22 protein-coding genes and 1 tRNA gene are annotated in these 20308 nt (G+C 44.1%); 12 read left to right on the top strand and 11 right to left on the bottom strand.

The features are described from left to right. Window positions 1-4: 4 nt before the first annotated feature. The 4 genes from IGJ01_RS15165 to IGJ01_RS15150 all read right to left on the bottom strand — a co-directional run bounded on the left by IGJ01_RS15165 (window position 5) and on the right by IGJ01_RS15150 (window position 5403). Window positions 5-1597, bottom strand: a complete 1593-nt coding sequence (locus IGJ01_RS15165; protein ID WP_005233553.1) for an alpha-glucoside-specific PTS transporter subunit IIBC — start codon at window positions 1595-1597, stop codon at window positions 5-7. A gap of 187 nt (window positions 1598-1784) precedes the next feature. After that, window positions 1785-2456, bottom strand: coding sequence for a type 1 glutamine amidotransferase (locus IGJ01_RS15160; protein ID WP_005233555.1), 672 nt, complete (start codon window positions 2454-2456; stop codon window positions 1785-1787). Beyond that, window positions 2449-3798 (bottom strand): Mur ligase family protein, encoded by a 1350-nt coding sequence (locus IGJ01_RS15155; RefSeq protein ID WP_005227862.1) that lies wholly within the window; start codon window positions 3796-3798, stop codon window positions 2449-2451. The genes IGJ01_RS15160 and IGJ01_RS15155 overlap by 8 nt, the downstream gene beginning before the upstream one ends. A gap of 198 nt (window positions 3799-3996) precedes the next feature. Then, window positions 3997-5403 (bottom strand): TrkH family potassium uptake protein, encoded by a 1407-nt coding sequence (locus tag IGJ01_RS15150; RefSeq protein WP_008379338.1) that lies wholly within the window; start codon window positions 5401-5403, stop codon window positions 3997-3999. 391 nt (window positions 5404-5794) lie between these two features. Here IGJ01_RS15150 and IGJ01_RS15145 point away from each other — a divergent pair, with 391 nt between their 5' ends. Together IGJ01_RS15145 and IGJ01_RS15140 are read left to right on the top strand one after the other, a co-directional pair. Beyond that, window positions 5795-6613, top strand: coding sequence for a Cof-type HAD-IIB family hydrolase (locus IGJ01_RS15145; protein ID WP_016612950.1), 819 nt, complete (start codon window positions 5795-5797; stop codon window positions 6611-6613). Window positions 6614-6796: 183 nt separating this feature from the next. Continuing rightward, window positions 6797-7591 carry an HAD family hydrolase gene (locus IGJ01_RS15140; protein WP_369076018.1) on the top strand — a complete coding sequence of 265 codons (795 nt, stop codon included), beginning with the start codon at window positions 6797-6799 and terminating at the stop codon, window positions 7589-7591. A 152-nt stretch (window positions 7592-7743) separates the two neighbouring features. Here the strand turns inward: IGJ01_RS15140 and IGJ01_RS15135 are convergent, their stop codons facing one another. Next, entirely contained in the window at window positions 7744-8808 is a 1065-nt protein-coding gene (locus IGJ01_RS15135) for an iron-containing alcohol dehydrogenase family protein (protein ID WP_061053346.1), read from the bottom strand. A gap of 162 nt (window positions 8809-8970) precedes the next feature. After that, window positions 8971-9489: a peptide-methionine (S)-S-oxide reductase MsrA gene (gene msrA, locus IGJ01_RS15130; RefSeq protein ID WP_016609916.1), complete on the bottom strand. Its 519-nt coding sequence runs from the start codon at window positions 9487-9489 to the stop codon at window positions 8971-8973. 92 nt (window positions 9490-9581) lie between these two features. Here msrA and IGJ01_RS15125 point away from each other — a divergent pair, with 92 nt between their 5' ends. The 9 genes from IGJ01_RS15125 to upp all read left to right on the top strand — a co-directional run bounded on the left by IGJ01_RS15125 (window position 9582) and on the right by upp (window position 17225). Next, a complete protein-coding gene (locus IGJ01_RS15125) occupies window positions 9582-10103 on the top strand; it encodes an AAA family ATPase (protein WP_144331036.1) in 522 nt (173 codons plus the stop codon). Window positions 10104-10105: 2 nt separating this feature from the next. Beyond that, complete coding sequence (locus IGJ01_RS15120; RefSeq protein ID WP_005233566.1) at window positions 10106-10531, top strand: GNAT family N-acetyltransferase; 426 nt, start codon at window positions 10106-10108, stop codon at window positions 10529-10531. A 54-nt stretch (window positions 10532-10585) separates the two neighbouring features. After that, complete coding sequence (locus IGJ01_RS15115; protein ID WP_008379353.1) at window positions 10586-11167, top strand: GNAT family N-acetyltransferase; 582 nt, start codon at window positions 10586-10588, stop codon at window positions 11165-11167. A 136-nt stretch (window positions 11168-11303) separates the two neighbouring features. Then, complete coding sequence (locus tag IGJ01_RS15110) at window positions 11304-11888, top strand: thymidine kinase (protein ID WP_005227882.1); 585 nt, start codon at window positions 11304-11306, stop codon at window positions 11886-11888. A 3-nt stretch (window positions 11889-11891) separates the two neighbouring features. Beyond that, entirely contained in the window at window positions 11892-12965 is a 1074-nt protein-coding gene (gene prfA / locus IGJ01_RS15105; RefSeq protein ID WP_005227884.1) for a peptide chain release factor 1, read from the top strand. Beyond that, window positions 12958-13815 carry a peptide chain release factor N(5)-glutamine methyltransferase gene (gene prmC, locus IGJ01_RS15100; RefSeq protein ID WP_016621930.1) on the top strand — a complete coding sequence of 286 codons (858 nt, stop codon included), beginning with the start codon at window positions 12958-12960 and terminating at the stop codon, window positions 13813-13815. The genes prfA and prmC overlap by 8 nt, the downstream gene beginning before the upstream one ends. A gap of 176 nt (window positions 13816-13991) precedes the next feature. Continuing rightward, window positions 13992-15020, top strand: a complete 1029-nt coding sequence (locus tag IGJ01_RS15095) for an L-threonylcarbamoyladenylate synthase (protein ID WP_430601227.1) — start codon at window positions 13992-13994, stop codon at window positions 15018-15020. Between the two features lie 81 nt (window positions 15021-15101). Continuing rightward, window positions 15102-16346: a serine hydroxymethyltransferase gene (glyA, locus tag IGJ01_RS15090; RefSeq protein ID WP_005233585.1), complete on the top strand. Its 1245-nt coding sequence runs from the start codon at window positions 15102-15104 to the stop codon at window positions 16344-16346. A gap of 249 nt (window positions 16347-16595) precedes the next feature. Next, window positions 16596-17225 (top strand): uracil phosphoribosyltransferase, encoded by a 630-nt coding sequence (gene upp / locus IGJ01_RS15085; protein ID WP_005227894.1) that lies wholly within the window; start codon window positions 16596-16598, stop codon window positions 17223-17225. A 178-nt stretch (window positions 17226-17403) separates the two neighbouring features. On the opposite strand, the gene IGJ01_RS15080 is transcribed toward upp, so the two are convergent. Then, a complete protein-coding gene (locus IGJ01_RS15080) occupies window positions 17404-17640 on the bottom strand; it encodes a hypothetical protein (RefSeq protein WP_005227896.1) in 237 nt (78 codons plus the stop codon). A 126-nt stretch (window positions 17641-17766) separates the two neighbouring features. On the opposite strand from IGJ01_RS15080, the gene IGJ01_RS15075 reads away from it, so the two are divergent. Next, window positions 17767-17839, top strand: a tRNA-Thr gene (locus tag IGJ01_RS15075). A gap of 102 nt (window positions 17840-17941) precedes the next feature. Here IGJ01_RS15075 and IGJ01_RS15070 read toward each other — a convergent pair. From IGJ01_RS15070 to IGJ01_RS15055, 4 genes are read right to left on the bottom strand one after another with little or no spacing between them, the layout of a single operon-like run. After that, window positions 17942-18457: a YjbQ family protein gene (locus IGJ01_RS15070; protein WP_005227898.1), complete on the bottom strand. Its 516-nt coding sequence runs from the start codon at window positions 18455-18457 to the stop codon at window positions 17942-17944. Between the two features lie 4 nt (window positions 18458-18461). Further along, window positions 18462-19154 carry a triose-phosphate isomerase gene (locus tag IGJ01_RS15065; RefSeq protein ID WP_005233588.1) on the bottom strand — a complete coding sequence of 231 codons (693 nt, stop codon included), beginning with the start codon at window positions 19152-19154 and terminating at the stop codon, window positions 18462-18464. Next, window positions 19154-20002: a class II fructose-bisphosphate aldolase gene (locus tag IGJ01_RS15060; RefSeq protein ID WP_005233590.1), complete on the bottom strand. Its 849-nt coding sequence runs from the start codon at window positions 20000-20002 to the stop codon at window positions 19154-19156. Before IGJ01_RS15060 ends, IGJ01_RS15065 begins: the two co-directional genes overlap by 1 nt. A 12-nt stretch (window positions 20003-20014) precedes the next feature. Further along, window positions 20015-20299, bottom strand: coding sequence for a PTS sugar transporter subunit IIB (locus tag IGJ01_RS15055; protein WP_008379369.1), 285 nt, complete (start codon window positions 20297-20299; stop codon window positions 20015-20017). Window positions 20300-20308: the final 9 nt, after the last annotated feature.

Raw genomic sequence — 20308 nt, 5'->3', positions numbered from 1 at the left:
CTCCTTAGTCTGATACAGCTAATAATTTTTCGAATTGTTCTCTTACTTGTGGCACATCCAGGCCAACGATTACTTGGAAGGCGTTGCCGTTACGAACGACGCCATGGGCACCAGCGCCTTTAAAGATGTCATCTGGCAGCACTTGGTCTTGATCTTTGACGGTGATTCTTAGGCGAGTGGCACAATTAGTGACTTTATCGATATTGTCGCGACCGCCAAACCCTTCTAAGTAGACTGCGGCTTGTTCGGTGTAGCGATTGGCACCGGCAATCACTGGAGTTCCAGTGTTGGCTTGTTTTTCTTTGTAATCTTTTTTGGTGTATAGTTTGACTTCGCTATTGTTTTCTTCCCGTCCTGGTGTGGCTAACTTAAATTTGAGGATCAAGAAGCGGAAAACAAGGAAATAAAGCGCAGTAAAGGCTAACCCAATCACCAACTGCGTGAAGATCATACTGCGATGATTTTGAAATAGCGGAATCCAGACCTTCGCTAACAGATCGATCAAGCCGCCCCCCATATCTCCAACGACCCCGAAGGCAAACATCGTTGCCGCCATGGTCGCTGCTAAAACAGCGTGCACCGCAAAGAGGGGTGGTGAGATAAAGAGGAAGGTAAATTCCAATGGCTCAGTGATACCAGCTAAAACGGCAGTTAAAGTGGCAGGGATCAAAATCGCTAAGACTTTCTTTTTATTCTCAGGCTTGGCTGTGAAATAAAAAGCAGCAGCGATCCCCGGTGCAGCAAAGATCTTAGAATTGCCATGTAAAGCAAAGCCCCCTTCAGGGAAAAGCTCTTTCAATGGTCTGGTGGATTGGGCAAATTCTTGTAAATGTGCCATCCAGTATTTGGAGATTCCTTCTTCGACGACAGCAGGACCAAAAACAAAGGGGGTATACACGAAATGATGGAGACCTGTGGGGATCAATATTCGCTCTAAGAAAGTATAGAGCCAGACCCCAAAGACCCCAGCACTTGCTAGAAACCCTTGCATGGACCCAATGCCAGCTTGGACTTTCGGCCAAATCAATGCAATCAAGAAAGCGACTGGCAACATCAAAAAGAATCCAAGGATCACGACAAAGGAAGAGCCTTGGAAGATTCCGAGAAAATCAGGCAGCTTCGTATCGAAAAACTTGTTGTGAAGATAGACGACGATCGCCGAAATAAAAATTGCTCCGATAATACCAGTATCTAATGTTTTGATGCCGGCGATCATTTTCAAGCCACTCTCACCGCCGGGATCAGCTGCAAAGTTGACACCGAAGAAGTGACCAAAGTACTCGATCATGCCAGAAATAAAATAATTACAAGTAATATAGACGACAAAGGCTTCCATTGCCGCTCGCGCATTGGCTTTTTTTGCGAGACCGATCGGTAATCCAATAACAAATAGTAATTCCATTTGGTTGAAGACCGTCCATGCACCGTTTTCAATGATCGTCCAAATGTTGAACCAAGTAGAGCCTTCAGTGGCGATGCTCCCCACAAGCATCGGATTTTTAAAGATAATACACAGCGCGACCATGATCCCCGAAAATGAAAACAAGAGGACCGGGGTAAACATCGCACCGCCAAACCGCTGAACTTTTTCCATCATAATTTCTTAACATCTCCTTTCAATTTTTACTACAACCTCAGTATAGAAAAGAAAGATAGCGGTTACAATAAAGCGAGGTGGCATAGGAACGTAGAAGCAAACAAAGAGAAAAGGTAGCAACTGCGGGGAAATTTCCCATAAAAAAACAAACCTGCGAAAAACAGGTTTGTTTGCTAAGTACGTGTATTTAAATTTCGACGTTGCCATAACGATTGGCAAGGGCGGTGCGGATCAAGCGCTCTGCCAAATGCTCATTTCTTGCGAGAAGCGGTCCGTGGAAGTAAGAGCCGAACACATTGCGGTAAACCACGCCTTCGGTTTGGTCTTCGCCATTGTTTCCTTGTCCTTGGATGACTTTCCCCAATGGTTTTTCCCCTTTACCTAAGAAAGTACGGCCATTATGGTTTTCAAAGCCATAATAGGTCTCATCGAATTCTTCATTGTGGATCACGATGTCACCGATGAACCGGTTGTTTTCTTGGCTTAAGGTGTAATGATCCAAGGCACCGATCCCCTTGATTTTTTCGCCGTTGGCACCGATGTAGTAATGACCCAGTAATTGATAGCCGCCGCAGATCGCCAGCATGACGCCATCATTTTCGATATAGCTGGTCAGGGCTTCTTTTTTTGATTGGATATCTTGTGAAACGATCACTTGTTCAAAATCTTGCCCGCCACCGAAGAAGACGAGATCATATTTTTCAGGATCGAAGGGCTCGTGAATGCTGACGACTTCTGCGTTGAAGGTCACGCCTAGTTTTTCGGCCACGTAGCGCAGCATCAAGAGATTGCCGTTGTCGCCGTAAGTATTCAAAAGATTTCCATACAAGTGGGCAACATTCAGTTGATACTTAGTCACGACTCATTCCTCCTTTGATATAGCCTTTTTCCGCAAGCTTTTTGCGTAGCTGCAGGACTGCAGTGTAAGTCGCTAAAATATAGACTTTTTCTGTTGGTAAGTCTGCAATTTGCTTGATGACGTCATCAAGTTCAGGGGTTTCAATGATTTTCTCTTCAGGGATCCCCGCAACTTTTAACCGCAACGCCATATCTTTGTGACGATCACCACCAGCGATCACTTGAGGAATCCCCATATCGGCAAACGCTTCATGGTCGCCATCCCAAATCCAGCTGACGTCGATCCCATCTGCGTAGTTGGCATTCAACAAGCTGACTAGTGAGAAAGGATAGGGCGACAGGCCGATCATATCGATGACTTGGTTCAAACCAACAGGGTTTTTAACTAAAACTAACGTACATTCTTTGTCCCCGATGCGGATCACTTCTTGGCGGCCAAAGACTTTTTCGTCATAGGCCAAACCAGATTTGATTTTTGCAGGTGCTACGCCATAATATTCCGCAACCGCAGTTGCCGCCAGCGCATTGTAGACATTGTACATCCCACCAACTTCGATGCGATAGTCATTGCCATCGATCACAAAATCAGCAGAGGTGTTGTCCATTGCAGTCATTTCCGTCAGTTTATAATCCAATTCTGGTCGATGGAAGCCGCAATTTGGGCAGTAGTATTTCCCAAGATTGGCATAGGTGATCATTTTATAATGCAAAATGTGATGACACTCAGGACACAACACGCCATCCGTATTGTAATGGGCCATCTGCTCTTCATCTGGCAAATGATCAAATCCATAGTATTTCCGCGGATTGACAGTTGCCACCGAATTGAACAGTGGCGAATCCCCATTGCAGAGGATCGTTGCTTCCGGTGAGTTTGCGGCACCTTCAACGATCATTTTATAGGTCGTATAGATCTCGCCATAACGGTCCATTTGATCGCGGAAAATATTGGTGAAAACGAACAATTCCGGTTTGATGTACTTCGTTACTTTGCTGAGACTGGCTTCATCGATTTCTAAAACCGCAAATTTTTTGCCTTTTTTAGGGCGTGCCGATAGAAAGGTTGAAACGATCCCTTGGACCATATTGGCGCCGGTGGGGTTCGTTAATACTTCATCAAATTCTTGGCGCAAAATATTGACAGTCAAGGCAGTCGTCAATGTTTTGCCGTTGGTGCCTGTGATCACGACGACTTGGTAATCTTTCGCCAAATGATCTAATATATGTGGATCAACTTTTAATGCTAATTTACCAGGCAGGCTTGAGCCACCTTTGAAAAAGTTCTTTAATACCCATTGAGAGGTCTTACCGACTGAAACAGCCAGATGACTTCGTATTCCCATAATGTAACCCTCCATTAGAGCGAATGCTTTCGTTGTGCAAATTCAATTTATCATACCATATACCAAGAAAAAGGTTAAATTGCTTTTGCGATTCTTTAAATTTCTACAAAGACCATTCTGATAAATGGCTCTTTTACTTGCGATGATCAAAGGCTTGAAAAGCAAAACAGCAAACCTTCTGCCAGGTTTGCTGCTGCTTTAACCGATAATGATTTTTTCCGTTGGGTACTCGTAGCCTAAGTCACGTGTTTCTTTTGGTACGAATAACATCAAGGTGTACAGCATACCGACACGGCCGATAAACATCAAAAGAGCAATCACGAGTTTGCCGATGGTTGATAAATCGCCCGTGATTCCTAAAGAAAGCCCTGTGGTTCCAAAGGCCGAGGAAACTTCAACAATGATGGCGATCAAAGGGATATCCTCGATGGCGGTCAAGAATAAGACACAAAAGAAGCACATGCCCATCGAAAGCATGAAGACCACCACTGATTTACGGACGTCATCTTGATCGATCCGGCGACCGAAGATATTGATATTGTCCTCACTTTTCAAGAAGGCATAGAGGTACAGCCCAATGATGGCAATGGTCGTCGTCCGAATCCCCCCACCAACAGAGCTGGGACTACAACCAATAAACATCAGCAAGGAGAAAACGATCAACGTCGTGGTTTGGAAGTTGCCTAAGTCATGGATCTGCAGGCCAGCATTCCGCGTTGTCATGGAATAAAACATGCTGTTCATCCACATACCACTAAAGCTGTAATCTTTGAATAAATAATCTTTCTCAAGGAAAAAGATCGCTAATGTACCGCCGACAAAGAGGATCACGAAAGCCAAAACAGCAATTTTTGTGAATAAAGAAAAGCGAAACGGCAAGCGGCGGCGTTGTTTTTTCATTTTAAAAAGGACCCATTCCCGAAAGTCCATGATCACTGGAAATCCGATCCCCCCGATAAAAATCAAAATCATGATACACGTCAGGAAGAAATAATCATGGGAAAACGGCAAGATGGAATTGCCCGTCACATCAAACCCTGAGTTGGTCACAGCAGAGATCGCTTGATAAAACCCATAAAAGATCGCGTCACGCCAATTGTCATAATACCCGTAAAGATGAAAATAAACAGCGAAGATCGTACCTGCTACCAACTGACAAACTAAAATGATGGTAAACGTCGTTCGAATCATCCGAACGATCCCGCTAAGCTTTGGCTGGTTCATATCTGTCATGATCAATTGGCGCTGCTTTAAACTGATTTTGCGCCGTGAAACGATCGCAAAAAAGGTCGAGATCATCATGATCCCTAAACCACCAACTTGAAAGAGGACTTCCAATAAAATGACCCCGCGGTCGTTAAATACGTCATTGATCGGGAAGGTAGTCAACCCTGTGACACTGACCGTGCTGACCGCCATAAAGAACAGATCGATAAACGCGACATGAGAGCCCGGTTCCCGAAAGAAGGGAAGTGAAAAAAGCCCCAAAGAGACCACCGTCATCACGATATAATAAAAAACAATCACTTGGATTGAAGATACATTCTGGGAAATAAACGTCTTGCTCCTGCGCTGCGTCAAGCGAGCAAAGCGGGTAAAGTTCATAACAAAAACCCCTCACTAATTAAACTATCCCCAGTATACCAAAGAACCAAGTAGATTTGAAAGAAAGCAGGATAGAATTTATGTGGGGCAGAAATTGCGCAAGGAAACGTTTCTGGAGTGATTCTTTTCATTCGGGCAAAGGAGCCGCCAATCAATCCTTGTGTTTGGCAGCGATGGTCTGCCTTTGAATGATCTTCAATCATTGTAAGGATTTTTGAAAAGGTAGGCACGATTGAATGGTGTAAAGCAGTAGTCTCTTTTTTGAGAGGCACTATCCCTTCAATCGATTTTTTAGCAAGAAAAAGGATGCGGAAGTTGTATATACATGTTAAAATAATAATGTGAGAAAAACGCTTTCTTTAATAAAGAAAGCCAGAATGGAGAGAAGTAGATGAATGCCAACCCTTATGATATCAAGTTAGTAGCTGTCGATATGGATGGAACCTTTATGCGCACGGATTATACGTATGATGTTCCCCGCTTCAAGGCCGTGTTGGCCCGCATGAAAGCAGTCGGCTGTCAGTTTGTCGTTGCCAGCGGCAATCAGTATTACCAGTTGCGGGCTCAATTTCCCGGCTATGATCACGAGCTGAGTTTTGTTGCAGAAAACGGAGCACTTGTCAAAGACAAAGAAACAGTGCTTTTTGCAGCGGACATTCCCCGAGAAACGGTTTTCGCAACCTTAGATTTATGTAAAAAATACCCCGAGGTTAAAAATGTAATGTGTGGGCTCAATAGTGCTTATTGTGAACGGGGAACGGTCAGTGATGCTTTTTTTGAATTAACAAATAAGTATTACCACAAATTGCAATGGGTCGATGACTTTGCCCAAGTAGAGGACACGATCCTGAAATTTGCCCCAACCGTTCCTGTCGAAAAAACGGCCTATTATTCGGAACTATTTCAAAAAGAACTAGCTGGTTTGCTAGTGCCAACAGGCAGTGGGCATGGTTCCGTGGATCTGATCGTGCCTAACTGCCACAAAGCATCAGGATTGGCACGCTTGGTAGAGCGATGGGGGATCACTCCTGAGCAATGTGTCGCTTTTGGCGATGGCGGCAATGATTTGGAAATGTTAGCCTATTGCCAGAGAGGCTATGCGATGGACAATGCGCCAGAAAACGTCAAAGCCGTTGCCACCGCTGTCTGTCCCTCAAATGATGAGGATGGAGTATTAGTCACATTGGATCAGCTGTTCCCGATAGTCTAGGCGTTCTTTAAGATTCTTAAAAATAGGTAAGTATTCCGATCAATTTTCACAATTTCAGAAGAAAACGCTGGCAATTTATGAGAAGATAAAAGAAATAAAAGATAACAGCGACGATCCGCACGGAACAATAGAGAGAAAAGCGCATCAATTTTTTTGAAAATCGAGACGGAAATGGGGAAGATCATGAAGAACGTGAAAATTATTTTTTTTGATGTTGACGGCACACTGATCGACATGAGCAAAAAGCAAATCTCTAAAAGAATGTTAGCCACATTAAAAGCCTTGAAGAAGCAAGGGATCCTGTTGTGCATTGCGACTGGCAGAAGTCCCATCGCGTTGCCGCAATTTGAAGGCGTGACCTTCGATGCGTTTTTGACCTTTAACGGATCGTATTGTTTTAATCAAGCAGAGGGGATCCACCAAAACCCCATTCCTAAAAAAGATGTTCAGCAAATCATAGAAAATGCGACGGCGCTCAAGCGTCCAGTAGCAATCGCAACGAAGGATCGTACCGTTGCCAATGGCAAAGATGCTGATTTAGTTGAGTATTTTTCCTTTGCTCACCAAGAAGTGATCGTGGCAGAAGATTTTGAAGAGTTGATCCAACAGCAAGACATTTTCCAAGTGATGTTAGGTTCAGGGAAAGAAGACTACGCCAAAGTGATGGCAAATACTACAGAGGCGAAAATCACCGCCTGGTGGGATCGGGCAGTCGATATTATTCCAGCCAGCAGCGGGAAAGGAAGCGGCATTGCCAAAATGCTGGCTTACTATGGCTTGGATAAATCCGAAGCCATTGCCTTTGGGGATGGCAACAATGATATTGAGATGCTGGAGGCAGTCGGCTGGGGTCTAGCAATGGCCAATGCTTCGGATGAGTTAAAAGCGATCGCCGACGAAGTGATTGGTCACGTAGCCGAGGAAGGCATTTATCAATACTGCTTAGAAAACGGGTTGCTGGGTGAAGCCGTGCAGTGATGGGCAATGCGTCAGTTGCTGTTGCCCGCTAAGAACATGCGCAGCCAGGATCGCTACTGCGTGTCAGTTTGATCAAATAAAAAAACTGTGTCCGAAATGCATTAGGGAAACAGTTTTTTATTGATATAAAGTTGTTTAGCAATTTGTACGGTTTACAGCGCCTCTACTGCTTCGATCGCCTGATAGACTTTTTCGGGTGTGATCGCAGGATCAATCAAAATAAAGGTTTCTTCTTCCTTGACAGCATAGGTCAGAACCGAGGCGAAGTAATCCCGATCAAGGCGTGTCACGTGGAGATCCTTCAGCTTCATCGGCAAGTGCAAAGCTTCGTAAAACGGCCGTAATTCTTCAATCACATCAAAATCATTGGTATAGGCAAGCTGGACCCAAATGCAGTAGGCGACTTTATTGCCGTGCAAGACACTATGGGTCTCATTCAAATAAGACAAGCCGTCATGCAGCGCATGCGCACCGGACGTGCGGCCAAACTCTACTGCAAAACCGCCAACTTCGCCTGCCAAAGCAATGATCGCGTCGGTGATGCGGGCAAAGGCGGGTGTCAGCTGCCCAGCTTCTAGGTCTTTGACAGCTTGGATCGCATCGGCAATCAGCAAGTTTTTGATCAAAAGAGCGCTTTGGAAACCTAGCCGTACTAAGGCAGTCTTGTCGTCTTCTGCCATGTTGCGGACGATGGCTTCCATTTCATAATATTTGGCTAAGGTATCAGCGATCCCTGCGATAAAGTAATCAACAGGTGTGGCTAGTAAAAAACGGGTGTCGACGATCGTCATGTAGGCACCTTTTTTGGCATAGTCGATTTTACAAATCGTATGATCGGGGTAATAGGCGACGATCACCGGGGTAAAGGGCGCACAGTTGGAAACCAATGTAGGGATCACGATCAGCTCTGCGCCAAGGGTTTGGGCGGTGATTTTTGCTGTATCAGCGACCTTGCCGCCGCCGATTGCCACCACGGCATCTGCTTGCTGGATCGCTTCAGCTAAGGTTTTCGCATTTTCATAACTCGATGATCCATCGTAGCGGTAGATCGGGTAGTCAAATGAATGAGGGTAATAGTTCGAAAACACATCGAATGACTGCTCCCCAGTAATTACTGCTACCTCTTGGAACTCTCGTAAATACTCCGGCAAATCAGTTAAGACCCCATCGCCCGTAATATAACGGTTTGGACCTGGACGGACTTCATTAGCTAACATCAAACAAACACTCCTTTATAATCGTCAGAATTTTCTAATCAGTGTAGCGCGAAAATGCCCTGACTGTCAATTTCCTTTTTGGGAAAAAACAGAAAACAGCCGATCTGCTGACGAGGCAGATCGGCTGTTAGTGATGAATTGTAAGGAACGTTCTCCAAAATGTTAAGCCCAGTTTTGGCGAATAAAGCCGGCTCGACCGGAGCCTTCGCTATAAGCATTGTAATGGGCTGCATTTTTTTTGTAAAAATCTTGATGATAATCTTCTGCAGGATAAAAAGGTTCTGCTGGTTCGATCTTCGTTACGATCGGACGGTCAAAGCGGCCGCTAGCTTGCAACTGCGCCTTTGATTTTTCCGCAATCGCTTTTTGTTCTTCACTATTGTAAAAAATCACTGGACGATAGGAATCACCACGGTCGGCAAACTGACCAAACGCATCCGTGGGGTCTGTCTGCTGCCAATAGATGGCAACTAATTCTTCATAAGAGATGACTTCAGGATCAAAGGTGATTTCAACTGCTTCGGTGTGACCGGTGGTACCTGTCGTTACTTGTTGGTAGGTTGGGTTAGGGACATGGCCGCCAGTAAAGCCCGAAACCACTTTGAGGATGCCTGGCTGTGAATCAAAAGGCTTCACCATGCACCAAAAACAACCACCAGCAAAAATTGCCGTATCTTTCATAGGTATTCCTCCTTTGCTTCTATGGTATGCTTCTAGTAGAGAAAAACAAGAGATATGCTTAGATAACTTACTAACGAAGAAAGGAACCGCCCATGGAAAGCATGTTAATTTTACTACGGGGGAATTCTGGCAGCGGAAAAACCACTATTGCCAAAGCTGTTCAGCACGTTTTTGGGGAAGAGGCAGTGCTGATTTCACAAGATGTTTTTCGGCGAGAAATTTTTTGTGTCAAAGATACCCATAATAATTTAGCCAGCGGTTTGATGAAAGAAGCTGTCCTATATGCGAAGGGGAAAGTGCCGATGATACTTGTTGAGGGGATTTATTCTCGTGAAAAATACCAAGACTTTCTCGACTTTCTAATGAAACTCTTTCCCCAAAAAAAGCTAGTTTATTATTTTGATCTTTCTTTCGAGGAAACGGTCAAAAGACATCAGACCCGAATGCAGCGAGACTATTTATCCGAGGAAGCGATGCGTAAATGGTGGCTTGAGCGAGACTTGCTTTTCCCAAAAGGATCTTCAGAGGAAAGACTGATCAAAGAAGGCCTAACGATAGCAGAAACGGTCGATCAGATCATCGCAGATTATCAAGAAAGAAGAAGGAGTGATTGAATATGGCGCGAATCATTGAACAAGGAACAGACCAAGAATTGGCTGCGTTAGAAACAGCATTAACAGCATACACAAAGCATCAAAAACCATTTACACAAACAGAGACCTATCAGAACTTTAGCAGTGTAATCAAAAAAGAGGGTGTGGTGATTGCTGGTGGCATTGCCTACGCCTCGATGTATCATATCGGCTATCTTGACACCCTGTGGGTCAAAGCATCCGAGCGGGGAAAAGGGTATGGCAAGCAGATTCTTACGGATCTTGAACAGCAGTTGAAAGCATTTGGCTGTGAAAATTGCCAGACGGCGACTTTTGATTTCCAAGCACCAGATTTTTATCAGCGAGTGGGCTATGAAGAAATCGGGAGAATCGCCCATACGCAAAATCAGCTAACAGAAATTTTTCTAGTAAAGAAATTACGTGATTGAATCCCAAAGAAACCGTTGAACAAGGACGAAACCAATGAAAGAGAGGCACAACCAATGTTAGATAAATCAATTCCATATGCAGAAATCTGGATGAAGCGAGCACACAAAAGCACACCGATCCAGCCCATTCAATCCGATAACTATTCGCTACGCAGCTACCAAGCAGGAGACGAAAGGCACTGGGCACGGATCGAAACATCCGTCGGAGAGTTTGACAATGAGGAAGAGGCATTGGCGTATTTTGAAAAAGAATTTATGCCCGAGCAAGCACAGCTAGGACAGCGAATGTTTTTTGCCCTTGATCAAACAGGTACACCGGTCGGCACGGCTACCGCTTGGAAAAAAGCCAAGCAAGACGGTACACCGGTTCCGCTAGTCCATTGGGTAGCAGTAATGCCGCAAGCTCAACGTCAAGGGATCGCTCGCGGCTTGGTCACGCAAGTCGTTTCTGTCTTAGAGGCAGCCAACGAGCCGATGTATCTTCATACGCAAACGTGGAGCCACGCAGCAATCAAGCTCTACCAGCAGCTCGGTTTTGTGATCATTGCAACGGATATCAATGGGAATGAAAATCCAGAATATCCACTGGCTTGTCAAGTATTGGCAGAAGTGGCCAGAAAAGCCAGAAATGATTAAGAAGTACCGGCAGCAAAAAATCCGTTAACTTTTCGTAAAACTCTTGCGTAAAAGGCGGCGTGTGTCGAATTTAAGTCTGTAAAAATTCTCCTTTTTCAAGTATAATACCAAAGGAGTATGAGGAAGGATGGGCGAGATGGCACAGCTTTTTTTTAAATATGGCGCAATGAATAGTGGGAAAACGATCGAGATACTGAAAGTTGCTCACAACTATGAAGAACAAGACAAACCAGTCGTGATCATGACAAGTGGATTGGACACGAGAAGCGGCGTGGGAAATGTTTCGAGTCGCATCGGCTTAGAGCGAGACGCGATCCCGATTTTTGATGAAACGGATCTATTTCATTTGATCAAAGACCTCGGTTATAAACCTTATTGTATTTTGATCGACGAAGCACAGTTCCTAAAGAAGCATCATGTGCTGGCTTTCACCAAAATCGTGGATGAGTTAGGTATTCCTGTAATGGCCTTTGGCTTGAAAAATGATTTCCGCAATGAATTATTTGAAGGCTCAAAATACTTGCTGCTTTACGCAGATAAAATCGAAGAGATGAAAACCATCTGCTGGTTCTGTCATAAAAAAGCAACCATGAACTTGCACTATATCGACGGAAAACCCGTTTACGAGGGCGATCAAGTACAAATCGGCGGCAATGAAGCGTATTATCCAGTTTGCCGCAAGCATTACTTTCACCCGGGAATGAAAAAAGAAGGAGAATAATCAATGTACGATCAGTTACAAGCAATCGAAGACCGTTACGAAGAATTAGGCGAATTACTAAGTGATCCAGCCGTGATCTCTGACACCAAACGCTTCATGCAGCTTTCAAAAGAAGAAGCCAATACACGGGAAACGGTGGAAGTCTACCGCCGTTACAAAGAAGTCGTTGAAGGAATCAAGGACACTGAAGAAATGCTTGGGGAAAACCTAGATGCAGAAATGGCTGAGATGGCCAAAGAAGAACTCTCTGACTTGAAAAAAGAAAAAGACGTTTTAGAAGAACGCATCAAGATTTTGTTATTGCCAAAAGACCCGAATGATGACAAAAACATCATCATGGAGATCCGTGGTGCAGCTGGCGGCGACGAAGCAGCCTTATTTGCTGGCGATCTTTTCAATATGTATCAAAAATATGCGGAAAACCAAGGCTGGAAAGTCGAAGTCATGGATGCCAACGTCACTGGGATCGGCGGCTACAAAGAAGTCATCATGATGATCACTGGCGACAACGTCTTTTCAAAATTGAAATATGAGAGCGGCGCCCACCGAGTGCAGCGGGTACCATCTACCGAATCACAAGGCCGAATCCATACGTCTACGGCAACGGTCGTGGTTATGCCCGAAGCTGAAGAAGTCGAAATCGATATCGCAGACAAAGATATTCGGACCGATATTTACCATGCCTCTGGTGCTGGTGGTCAGCACGTCAACAAAACAGCTTCTGCTGTTCGTTTGACTCACTTGCCAACAGGGATCGCTGTTGCGATGCAAGATGAGCGTTCACAGCTGAAAAACCGTGAGAAAGCGATGAAAGTCTTGCGGGCACGGGTCTATGACCAAATGCAGCAAGAAGCACAAAGCGAATACGATGCAAACCGTAAATCAGCAGTGGGTACCGGCGATCGTTCTGAACGGATCCGGACCTATAACTTCCCGCAAAACCGCGTAACAGATCACCGTATCGGGTTGACTATTCAAAAATTGGATCAAATTTTAGCTGGAAAACTCGATGAAATTGTTGATGCACTGATCGTTTACGATCAAACATCAAAATTAGATGAGATGCAAAATGGCTAAAACCTATCGAGAAGTCCTTTCACGGGCTTCTTCTTTTTTAGAAACGAAAGGACTGGACGGGTATGCGATCCAATACCTGTTTTTACAGCGAAAAAACTGGCAGCAACTCGATTGGCTGCTGCAGATGGACCAACCCATCCTAAGGGAAGATGAGGCACAGATCGCAGCAGATCTTGAACAGTTGCTACAGCATGAACCCCCGCAATATTTATTGGGGTATGAAGAATTTTATGGTCATCGCTTAAAAGTGACCCCTGCAACCTTGATCCCGCGTCCAGAAACCGAAGAGCTGGTGGAAAACTGTCTGGCAAAACTACCAGCAGATCAGCCGCTACGAGTCGTTGACATTGGCACGGGTACAGGAGCGATCGCCATTGCCTTAAAATTGGCACGTCCCCAGTGGTCGGTAAGTGCCGTGGATCTTTCAGCAGAGGCGTTAGCCGTTGCTAAAGAAAATGCGACAGCCTTAGGTGCAGAGATCCGCTTTTTCCAAGGAGATACCTTGGAGCCTGTGGCAGATCAGCAATGGGATCTGATCGTTTCCAACCCGCCGTATATCAGCGCTGAAGAGTGGCCGCTGATGGATATCAGTGTACGGGAAAAAGAGCCTAAAATGGCGCTTTTTGCTCAAGAACAAGGATTAGCGATCTATAAGCAATTAGCACAGCAAGCACCGAAGTGTTTGGCACCAAGTGGGCAAATGGCGCTGGAAATCGGCTTCCAGCAAGGACAAGCTGTTCAACAGCTTTTTGCAGCCGCTTTTTCCAACAAAGAAGTTACCGTAGTAAAAGATCTTGCGGGTCAAGATCGGATGGTGTTCGTCAGTCATCCACAAGATGTGGATAAATAATTTTTTTTTGCTACAGAAAAAGTGCAAAAACCTTATGAAATGAACAATTTGGGAATAAATGGAGTTATAAACAAGGTTATCCACACTTGACAAACGACTTATCCACAAAATGTGGATAAGAAACGAGAAAATGTTGATAAGTGTGGAAACTTCTCAAAAAAGGATGTGGATAAATTGTGGAAACAAAAATTTTTGATCAATCACAGTTAAACGAAGCAGCAGCTATCTTAGCTGAGGGGGGATTAGTGGCGTTCCCGACGGAAACTGTCTATGGACTAGGGGCTAGCGCGCTTTTGCCAAAGGCTGTTGCGCAAGTGTATCAAGTCAAAGGACGACCTAGTGACAACCCTTTGATCGTTCATATTGCCGAGCCAGAGCAGTTGGAACCGTTTGTGGATAACAAGCATCCCTTCGCTGATAAATTGATGGAAACTTTCTGGCCTGGGCCCTTAACCTTGATCTTTTCGATCAAAAAAGACAGTTTACCTAGTATCGTTACTGGCGGCTTATCCACAGCGGCTTTTCGGATGCCCAACAACACCAAGACGTTAGCGTTGATCAAACAAGCCCAACAGCCATTGGTTGGTCCTAGCGCGAATACATCTGGTAAACCAAGCCCAACATCAGCTGCGCATGTTCAGCATGATCTGGCAGGCAAAATCGCTGGCATCTTGGATGATGGCGTGACACAGATCGGTGTCGAATCAACGGTCTTAGATTTGAGTGACCCAACGGCGCCGCCGATCATCTTACGCCCTGGTGCGATCTCTAAAGAACAGCTTGAAGCAGTTTTACAAACAAAAGTCCTCGTCGATCAGCATTTAGTAACAGAAAGTGAAGCACCCAAAGCGCCGGGCATGAAATACAAGCACTATGCACCGAATACCAACGTCATGATGATCAATGACCAAGATTGGTCGGCAGCCATGGCTTGGGCAAAAGAACAGCAGCTTAAGGTAGGTGTTTTAGCTGGACCGACGATCGCCGAGCAAGTCCGCTTTGAAGCGGCGGCCATTTATTTATTTTTTGATGACAGTGTGGAAGCCGCGACAAAAGGGCTGTTTGCAGGTTTACGGGCGTTAGATGAATCGATTGCTGAGCTAGATGTCTTATTTGCACCCACGTTTCCAGAAAGCGGCTTAGGGGCTGCTTATATGAATCGGTTGAAAAAAGCTGCAAATCAAAGTTTCTTTCAAGAAAATTAGCAAAAAACCAGAATTCATTATAGGTAGCTTATGAAGAAATGTGATACAATGCTACCATTAAGGTAAAGGGGTGTTGTAAGCATGGATTATCAAACGTTTGATCCCGAATTGTGGCAAGCGATCGAAAAAGAAACGAATCGTCAACAAAACAATTTGGAATTGATTGCGTCTGAAAATATCGTTTCAGAAGGTGTAATGGCTGCGCAAGGTAGTATTTTGACAAATAAATACGCTGAAGGTTATCCAGGTCGTCGTTACTATGGCGGCTGTGAATTTGTTGATGTGGTAGAAAACTTAGCAATTGAACGGGCGAAAAGTATTTTCGGTGCGGCATATGCCAATGTTCAACCGCATTCTGGTTCTCAAGCCAACACAGCAGCTTATTTAGCGTTGATCGAAACAGGCGATACAGTATTAGGGATGGATCTTTCCGCAGGCGGTCATTTGACCCATGGCTCACCAGTGAATTTCAGCGGCAAGACCTATAATTTTGTTAGTTATGGTGTTGATCCTGCAACAGAAGTCATTGACTACAATGTCGTTCGTATTTTGGCGCGCAAGCATCAACCGAAACTGATCGTTGCCGGTGCCAGTGCTTACTCACGTACGATCGATTTTGCGAAGTTCCGTGAAATCGCTGATGAAGTTGGCGCAAAATTGATGGTGGATATGGCGCATATCGCTGGTTTAGTAGCGGCTGGTCTTCATCCAAACCCAGTTCCTTATGCGGACATCACGACTTCTACGACCCATAAAACATTACGCGGCCCTCGAGGCGGCTTGATTTTAACAAATGATGAAGATTTAGCGAAAAAAATCAATAGTGCCGTTTTCCCTGGTATTCAAGGCGGCCCATTAGAGCACGTGATTGCAGCGAAAGCTGTTGCATTTAAAGAAGCACAAGATGCGTCGTTCAAAGAGTACTCTGAACAAGTCATTCGCAATGCGCAAGCAATGGCGAAAGTCTTCAACCAAGCACCACAAGCCCGGTTGGTCTCTGGTGCAACAGACAATCACCTATTATTGATCGATGTGCGTGGCTTTGATTTGAACGGAAAAGAAGCAGAAGCATTGCTGGATCAAGTCAATATCACCGTCAATAAAAACTCTATTCCTTTCGAATCATTAAGTCCTTTCAAAACGAGTGGGATTCGCGTGGGGACACCAGCGATCACTAGTCGTGGCTTTAAAGAAGAAGATTGTGTCGAAGTGGCGAAATTGATCGTCAAAGTTTTAGAAAAACCAAATGATGAAGCCGTCTTGGCAGAAGTAGCGACGCAAGTCAAAGAATTGACGGACAACTATCCACTTTACAAAAACAAATAAATTGGGACTGTGACAGAAGTTAAGGTCAGACAAGACGTCTCACGCGTTTTTCCTACGCTCCAGCTCCTTTGATCACCAAAAGTGAAAAAGGGGCTAGAATGAACGTAGAGGCGTGTTACATGCCGTCTTGTCTCCTTCCTTCTAACACAATCCTTTTTTTGAGGAAAAGCAGTATTGCCTGTGGCAGATGGTTGTAACAAGAGCCGATTTGCTTTAAAATAAGAGAAAAACCAAAGGAGATTTTTTTAAATGGGTAAATTTCAAGTAATCGATCACCCGCTGATCCAACACAAATTAACAATGATCCGCGACAAGAACTGTGGAACAAAGGTTTTCCGTGAAGTTGTTAATGAAATCGCAATGTTGATGGCGTATGAAGTGTCTCGCGACATGCCGCTTGAAGATCTAGTGATTGAAACACCAATTGAAGAATCAACACAAAAAACACTATCTGGTAAAAAGGTAGCGATCATTCCGATCCTGCGCGCAGGTCTAGGCATGGTTGATGGTATCCTTGAATTGATCCCAGCCGCAAAAGTTGGTCATATCGGGATGTACCGTGATGAAGAAACGCTAGAACCACACGAATACTTCGTAAAATTACCTGAAGATATCGATGAACGTCAATTATTTATCGTTGACCCAATGTTAGCTACGGGCGGTTCAGCGATCATGGCGATCGACGCACTGAAAAAACGCGGCGCTTCAAACATGAAATTCGTCTGCTTAGTTGCTGCACCAGAAGGCGTGAAAGCATTGCAAGATGCCCATCCAGATGTTGATATCTACACTGCAAATCTTGATGAACGCCTAAATGAACACGGCTATATCGTTCCTGGTTTGGGCGATGCCGGTGACCGTCTATTCGGTACAAAATAAATCAATACAAATAAGACAAAGGCAACTGCTTCAAGTTTTGCCTCGTCAATGATGCCATGGAAGAAGATCGACTGCCAAAACGGTTCGATCGGTTATCCATGGCTTTTTTTAGCTTTTCATAAAATCAGACAATGAAAAAAGGAGAAAATCAACTGATTTTCTCCTTGCATTAAACGGGTTATAGTTTGGTTAATTGTTTGTAATTGATGATCAATACACCATTACTTTGCGAAACTAATTTCTGGTTTTCTGGGGTTTCGTTCAGCTCGACCACCGCAGAGTTTTTCAACTGCTTTGTGATGGTACCAGTTTGTTTCTTCCCATGGAACGTGAACATGACAGGAGTAGCGACCTCAAACGTTGAACCTTCTTGTGACGGGACAATTGTTGTTTCGAATTTACCAAATGTTGCCATGTAAAAACCTCCTTGATACTTCTATTATATCACAATTTTCGGAAAATTTCAGTAAGTAGATTTTTTTCAGCAGACCTCTTTACAAAACAACCGTTTTTGCATATAATTTTCTTTGTGCCATACAACGCCAGCTTAGCTCAGTTGGTAGAGCAACGCACTCGTAACGCGTAGGTCACAGGTTCGAATCCTGCAGCTGGCATAAGAAATGAAAAACCATGAATCTTCTTTTAGAGGATTCATGGTTTTTCTTTTGCAGGTGATAAGTAATCTCAATTTTTCCTGATTTACCCGATAACTGTTCTTATTCGCCCATTAGCATTACATGGCATGTCCTATTTCGCACACGATTTTGATCGAAATCAACAAAATAGATATAGCCTACAGAGCCGATCTCTAGCTTGCCGTTACTTAAAATAAAACTTTCGCTTGCACCGAAAAAACTCGAGCGAATATGGGCATCGCCGTTTAAAATCGTTGCTGGATCTGTTGGGTAGTTTGGATCGTCCAGACTCATCAAAAATTCTAAATGCTTTGGTCCAGGATAACGATAATCGGTATTTTCTGATAGTTCACGAGGAATAATTTTATCGAGAATTCGGTTTAAATCAACTTGAAGAAATTCATCTCCGTTAAAGTCTGTATCATGCATGTATTCTTCAAAGATAACAGAACAGGTCGTATGGGGAGACTGTACGAGACAGATTCCATTTGAAATTCCGCTTTTTTCAACCATCGTTTTCACTTCTTCTGTGATGTTGTGGTAAGACACTCGATTCCCGTTAGAAGTTAACGTCAGTTGCTCTTTTAAAAATTTCACAGTGTTAATCCTCCTTTTTATGCTTCACCGCTTGTTTGATCATTTCTGTAAGGGTTTGAACGGGATCATCTGCTTGCACAATGCCGCTTGTCCCTCCGGTACCATCAGCACCTGACGACAAAGCTTTTTCAACATCGGCCGCACTAGATATACCAGCAGCCTGCAAAATCAGGATTTCTGGATCAATTTCCCGAACAACACGATTTGTTTCCGTCATGTATTGAAGATCACTGGTTTGTCCTGTCCCAATTAGTTCGGTTGGCTCGCAAACCATCACATCCGGTTTCAGGGAAGCCGCGGCTCTCGCTTCAGTCAATGAATTCGCACACACAATTGTTAAGAGACCCAATTCATTTGAGCGCTGAATCGCTTTAGTCAGTTCTTGCAATGTCATGGGGTGTTCAGCATGGTTTAAAAAGGTAGCTTCAGCTCCGGCTTCTGCCACTGCTTCGGGTAAAACATAGCCCATTCCACGACCAATTTCGATTCCGTCTAAATGTTGGACAGTGACGAATAAATGTGTTGTTGCCTGTTTAATTAAAGAAACGTCTGCATGCTGAACAGTAAATAGAATGTCGATGTCATACAAAGATGACAACTCATCAGCAGCTTTTGCCAATGCCAATGCTTGTTTTCCATAAAGATAGGCTTTGGGATTGATGACAAAGAATGGCGTTCTTAAAGTTCTTTTTTTCATTAGCTTTCTCCTTCACGATAAGGTTTGGTATGAAAGACTGTAAAATAGTGCTCGAGTGTCTTGGACATTCCATTGCTTGCTGAATGAAGTAAATCGAAATAGTCATTTGGTTGATTTTTGTGAATTTCATTCATAGCAGCAGTGACAAAGTCAGTAAAAATATTTATTTTCCGGATACCTTCTAAGGCACATTTTTCAAGGTTTTCATCGCCAGAAGAGGATCCGCCATGCAGAACAAGAGGAACATTGACAGCATGGTGTATTTCCTTTAAAACGTCAAAATTTATTTTGGGAATCCCTTGATAATGTCCGTGAGAGGTGCCAATAGAAACTGCCAACGAATCAACCCCGGTTAATTTGGCAAATGCAACAGCCTCAGAAGGTTCTGTGTAAATAGATTGACTATTTCCGGCTGATTCCAGACTGTTTTCCGACCCGACGTGCCCGATTTCGGCTTCAACAACGACACCATTTTTATGAGCGTAATCGGCGATCTCCTTTGATCGGCGGACATTTTCTTCAAATGGCTCCTCAGAAGCATCGATCATTACGGAAGTAAAACCTAAATGAATGGCTTTTTTGATGACCTCTTCATCGGTACCATGATCTAGGTGCAGAGCGATAGGTGCAGTGCTTTTCTTTGCCAAAAATTTTCCAATCATGGCAGCCTCTTCTAAAGTCAACATGTTCATATGGGACTGAGCGAAGGCCAATATCAAAGGCTTGTTTAAACGTTCAGCAGTCTCCGCGTATGATCTTGCACTAGTTAAGTCGAAAAAATTTGCTGCAGGTAATGCATAATTGTGTTTTTCTGCATGTGCGAATAGTTCTTTTGTTGTGACCAACATAGGGCATTCTCCTTATTCTTTGATTTTCTTTTCGATTTCCGCGTACATTTCTTCTGTACCAATCCCTGTTAAGAGTGGCAGCCCCATAATTACGCGATCTTTGATTGAGTCTGGAACAACCGTTGTACTCACCACGATGTCATAGTCATCAATTTTATTCATCTCATCTGCCACTTTGGATTGATACAGTTTCACTTGATCAGTCATCCCTTTTTCTTTCAGCCATTCTTTTACCTTGTTTGTTACAATTGTTGAAGTTGCAACACCTGTGCCGCACATAATCAATAGTTTTTTCATTATCATTTC

Source organism: Enterococcus sp. AZ089 (assembly GCF_050547225.1).
In the GTDB taxonomy this organism is placed as follows: Bacteria; Bacillota; Bacilli; order Lactobacillales; family Enterococcaceae; genus Enterococcus_D; species Enterococcus_D entomosocium.
The sequence above is the reverse complement of the archived record's forward strand: the minus strand, read 5'-3'. Positions and strand labels throughout refer to the sequence as shown.

What these genes read in the sequence shown, in the direction of transcription:
- IGJ01_RS15165 (WP_005233553.1), bottom strand. Translation starts at nt 1,597, where the DNA reads ATGATGGAAAAAGTTCAGCGGTTTGGCGGTGCGATGTTTACCCCGGTC.
- IGJ01_RS15155 (WP_005227862.1), bottom strand. Translation starts at nt 3,798, where the DNA reads ATGGGAATACGAAGTCATCTGGCTGTTTCAGTCGGTAAGACCTCTCAA.
- IGJ01_RS15150 (WP_008379338.1), bottom strand. Translation starts at nt 5,403, where the DNA reads ATGAACTTTACCCGCTTTGCTCGCTTGACGCAGCGCAGGAGCAAGACG.
- IGJ01_RS15145 (WP_016612950.1), top strand. Translation starts at nt 5,795, where the DNA reads ATGAATGCCAACCCTTATGATATCAAGTTAGTAGCTGTCGATATGGAT.
- IGJ01_RS15140 (WP_369076018.1), top strand. Translation starts at nt 6,797, where the DNA reads ATGAAGAACGTGAAAATTATTTTTTTTGATGTTGACGGCACACTGATC.
- IGJ01_RS15135 (WP_061053346.1), bottom strand. Translation starts at nt 8,808, where the DNA reads ATGTTAGCTAATGAAGTCCGTCCAGGTCCAAACCGTTATATTACGGGC.
- msrA (WP_016609916.1), bottom strand. Translation starts at nt 9,489, where the DNA reads ATGAAAGATACGGCAATTTTTGCTGGTGGTTGTTTTTGGTGCATGGTG.
- IGJ01_RS15125 (WP_144331036.1), top strand. Translation starts at nt 9,582, where the DNA reads ATGGAAAGCATGTTAATTTTACTACGGGGGAATTCTGGCAGCGGAAAA.
- IGJ01_RS15120 (WP_005233566.1), top strand. Translation starts at nt 10,106, where the DNA reads ATGGCGCGAATCATTGAACAAGGAACAGACCAAGAATTGGCTGCGTTA.
- IGJ01_RS15115 (WP_008379353.1), top strand. Translation starts at nt 10,586, where the DNA reads ATGTTAGATAAATCAATTCCATATGCAGAAATCTGGATGAAGCGAGCA.
- IGJ01_RS15110 (WP_005227882.1), top strand. Translation starts at nt 11,304, where the DNA reads ATGGCACAGCTTTTTTTTAAATATGGCGCAATGAATAGTGGGAAAACG.
- prfA (WP_005227884.1), top strand. Translation starts at nt 11,892, where the DNA reads ATGTACGATCAGTTACAAGCAATCGAAGACCGTTACGAAGAATTAGGC.
- prmC (WP_016621930.1), top strand. Translation starts at nt 12,958, where the DNA reads ATGGCTAAAACCTATCGAGAAGTCCTTTCACGGGCTTCTTCTTTTTTA.
- glyA (WP_005233585.1), top strand. Translation starts at nt 15,102, where the DNA reads ATGGATTATCAAACGTTTGATCCCGAATTGTGGCAAGCGATCGAAAAA.
- upp (WP_005227894.1), top strand. Translation starts at nt 16,596, where the DNA reads ATGGGTAAATTTCAAGTAATCGATCACCCGCTGATCCAACACAAATTA.
- IGJ01_RS15080 (WP_005227896.1), bottom strand. Translation starts at nt 17,640, where the DNA reads ATGGCAACATTTGGTAAATTCGAAACAACAATTGTCCCGTCACAAGAA.
- IGJ01_RS15065 (WP_005233588.1), bottom strand. Translation starts at nt 19,154, where the DNA reads ATGAAAAAAAGAACTTTAAGAACGCCATTCTTTGTCATCAATCCCAAA.
- IGJ01_RS15060 (WP_005233590.1), bottom strand. Translation starts at nt 20,002, where the DNA reads ATGTTGGTCACAACAAAAGAACTATTCGCACATGCAGAAAAACACAAT.
- IGJ01_RS15055 (WP_008379369.1), bottom strand. Translation starts at nt 20,299, where the DNA reads ATGAAAAAACTATTGATTATGTGCGGCACAGGTGTTGCAACTTCAACA.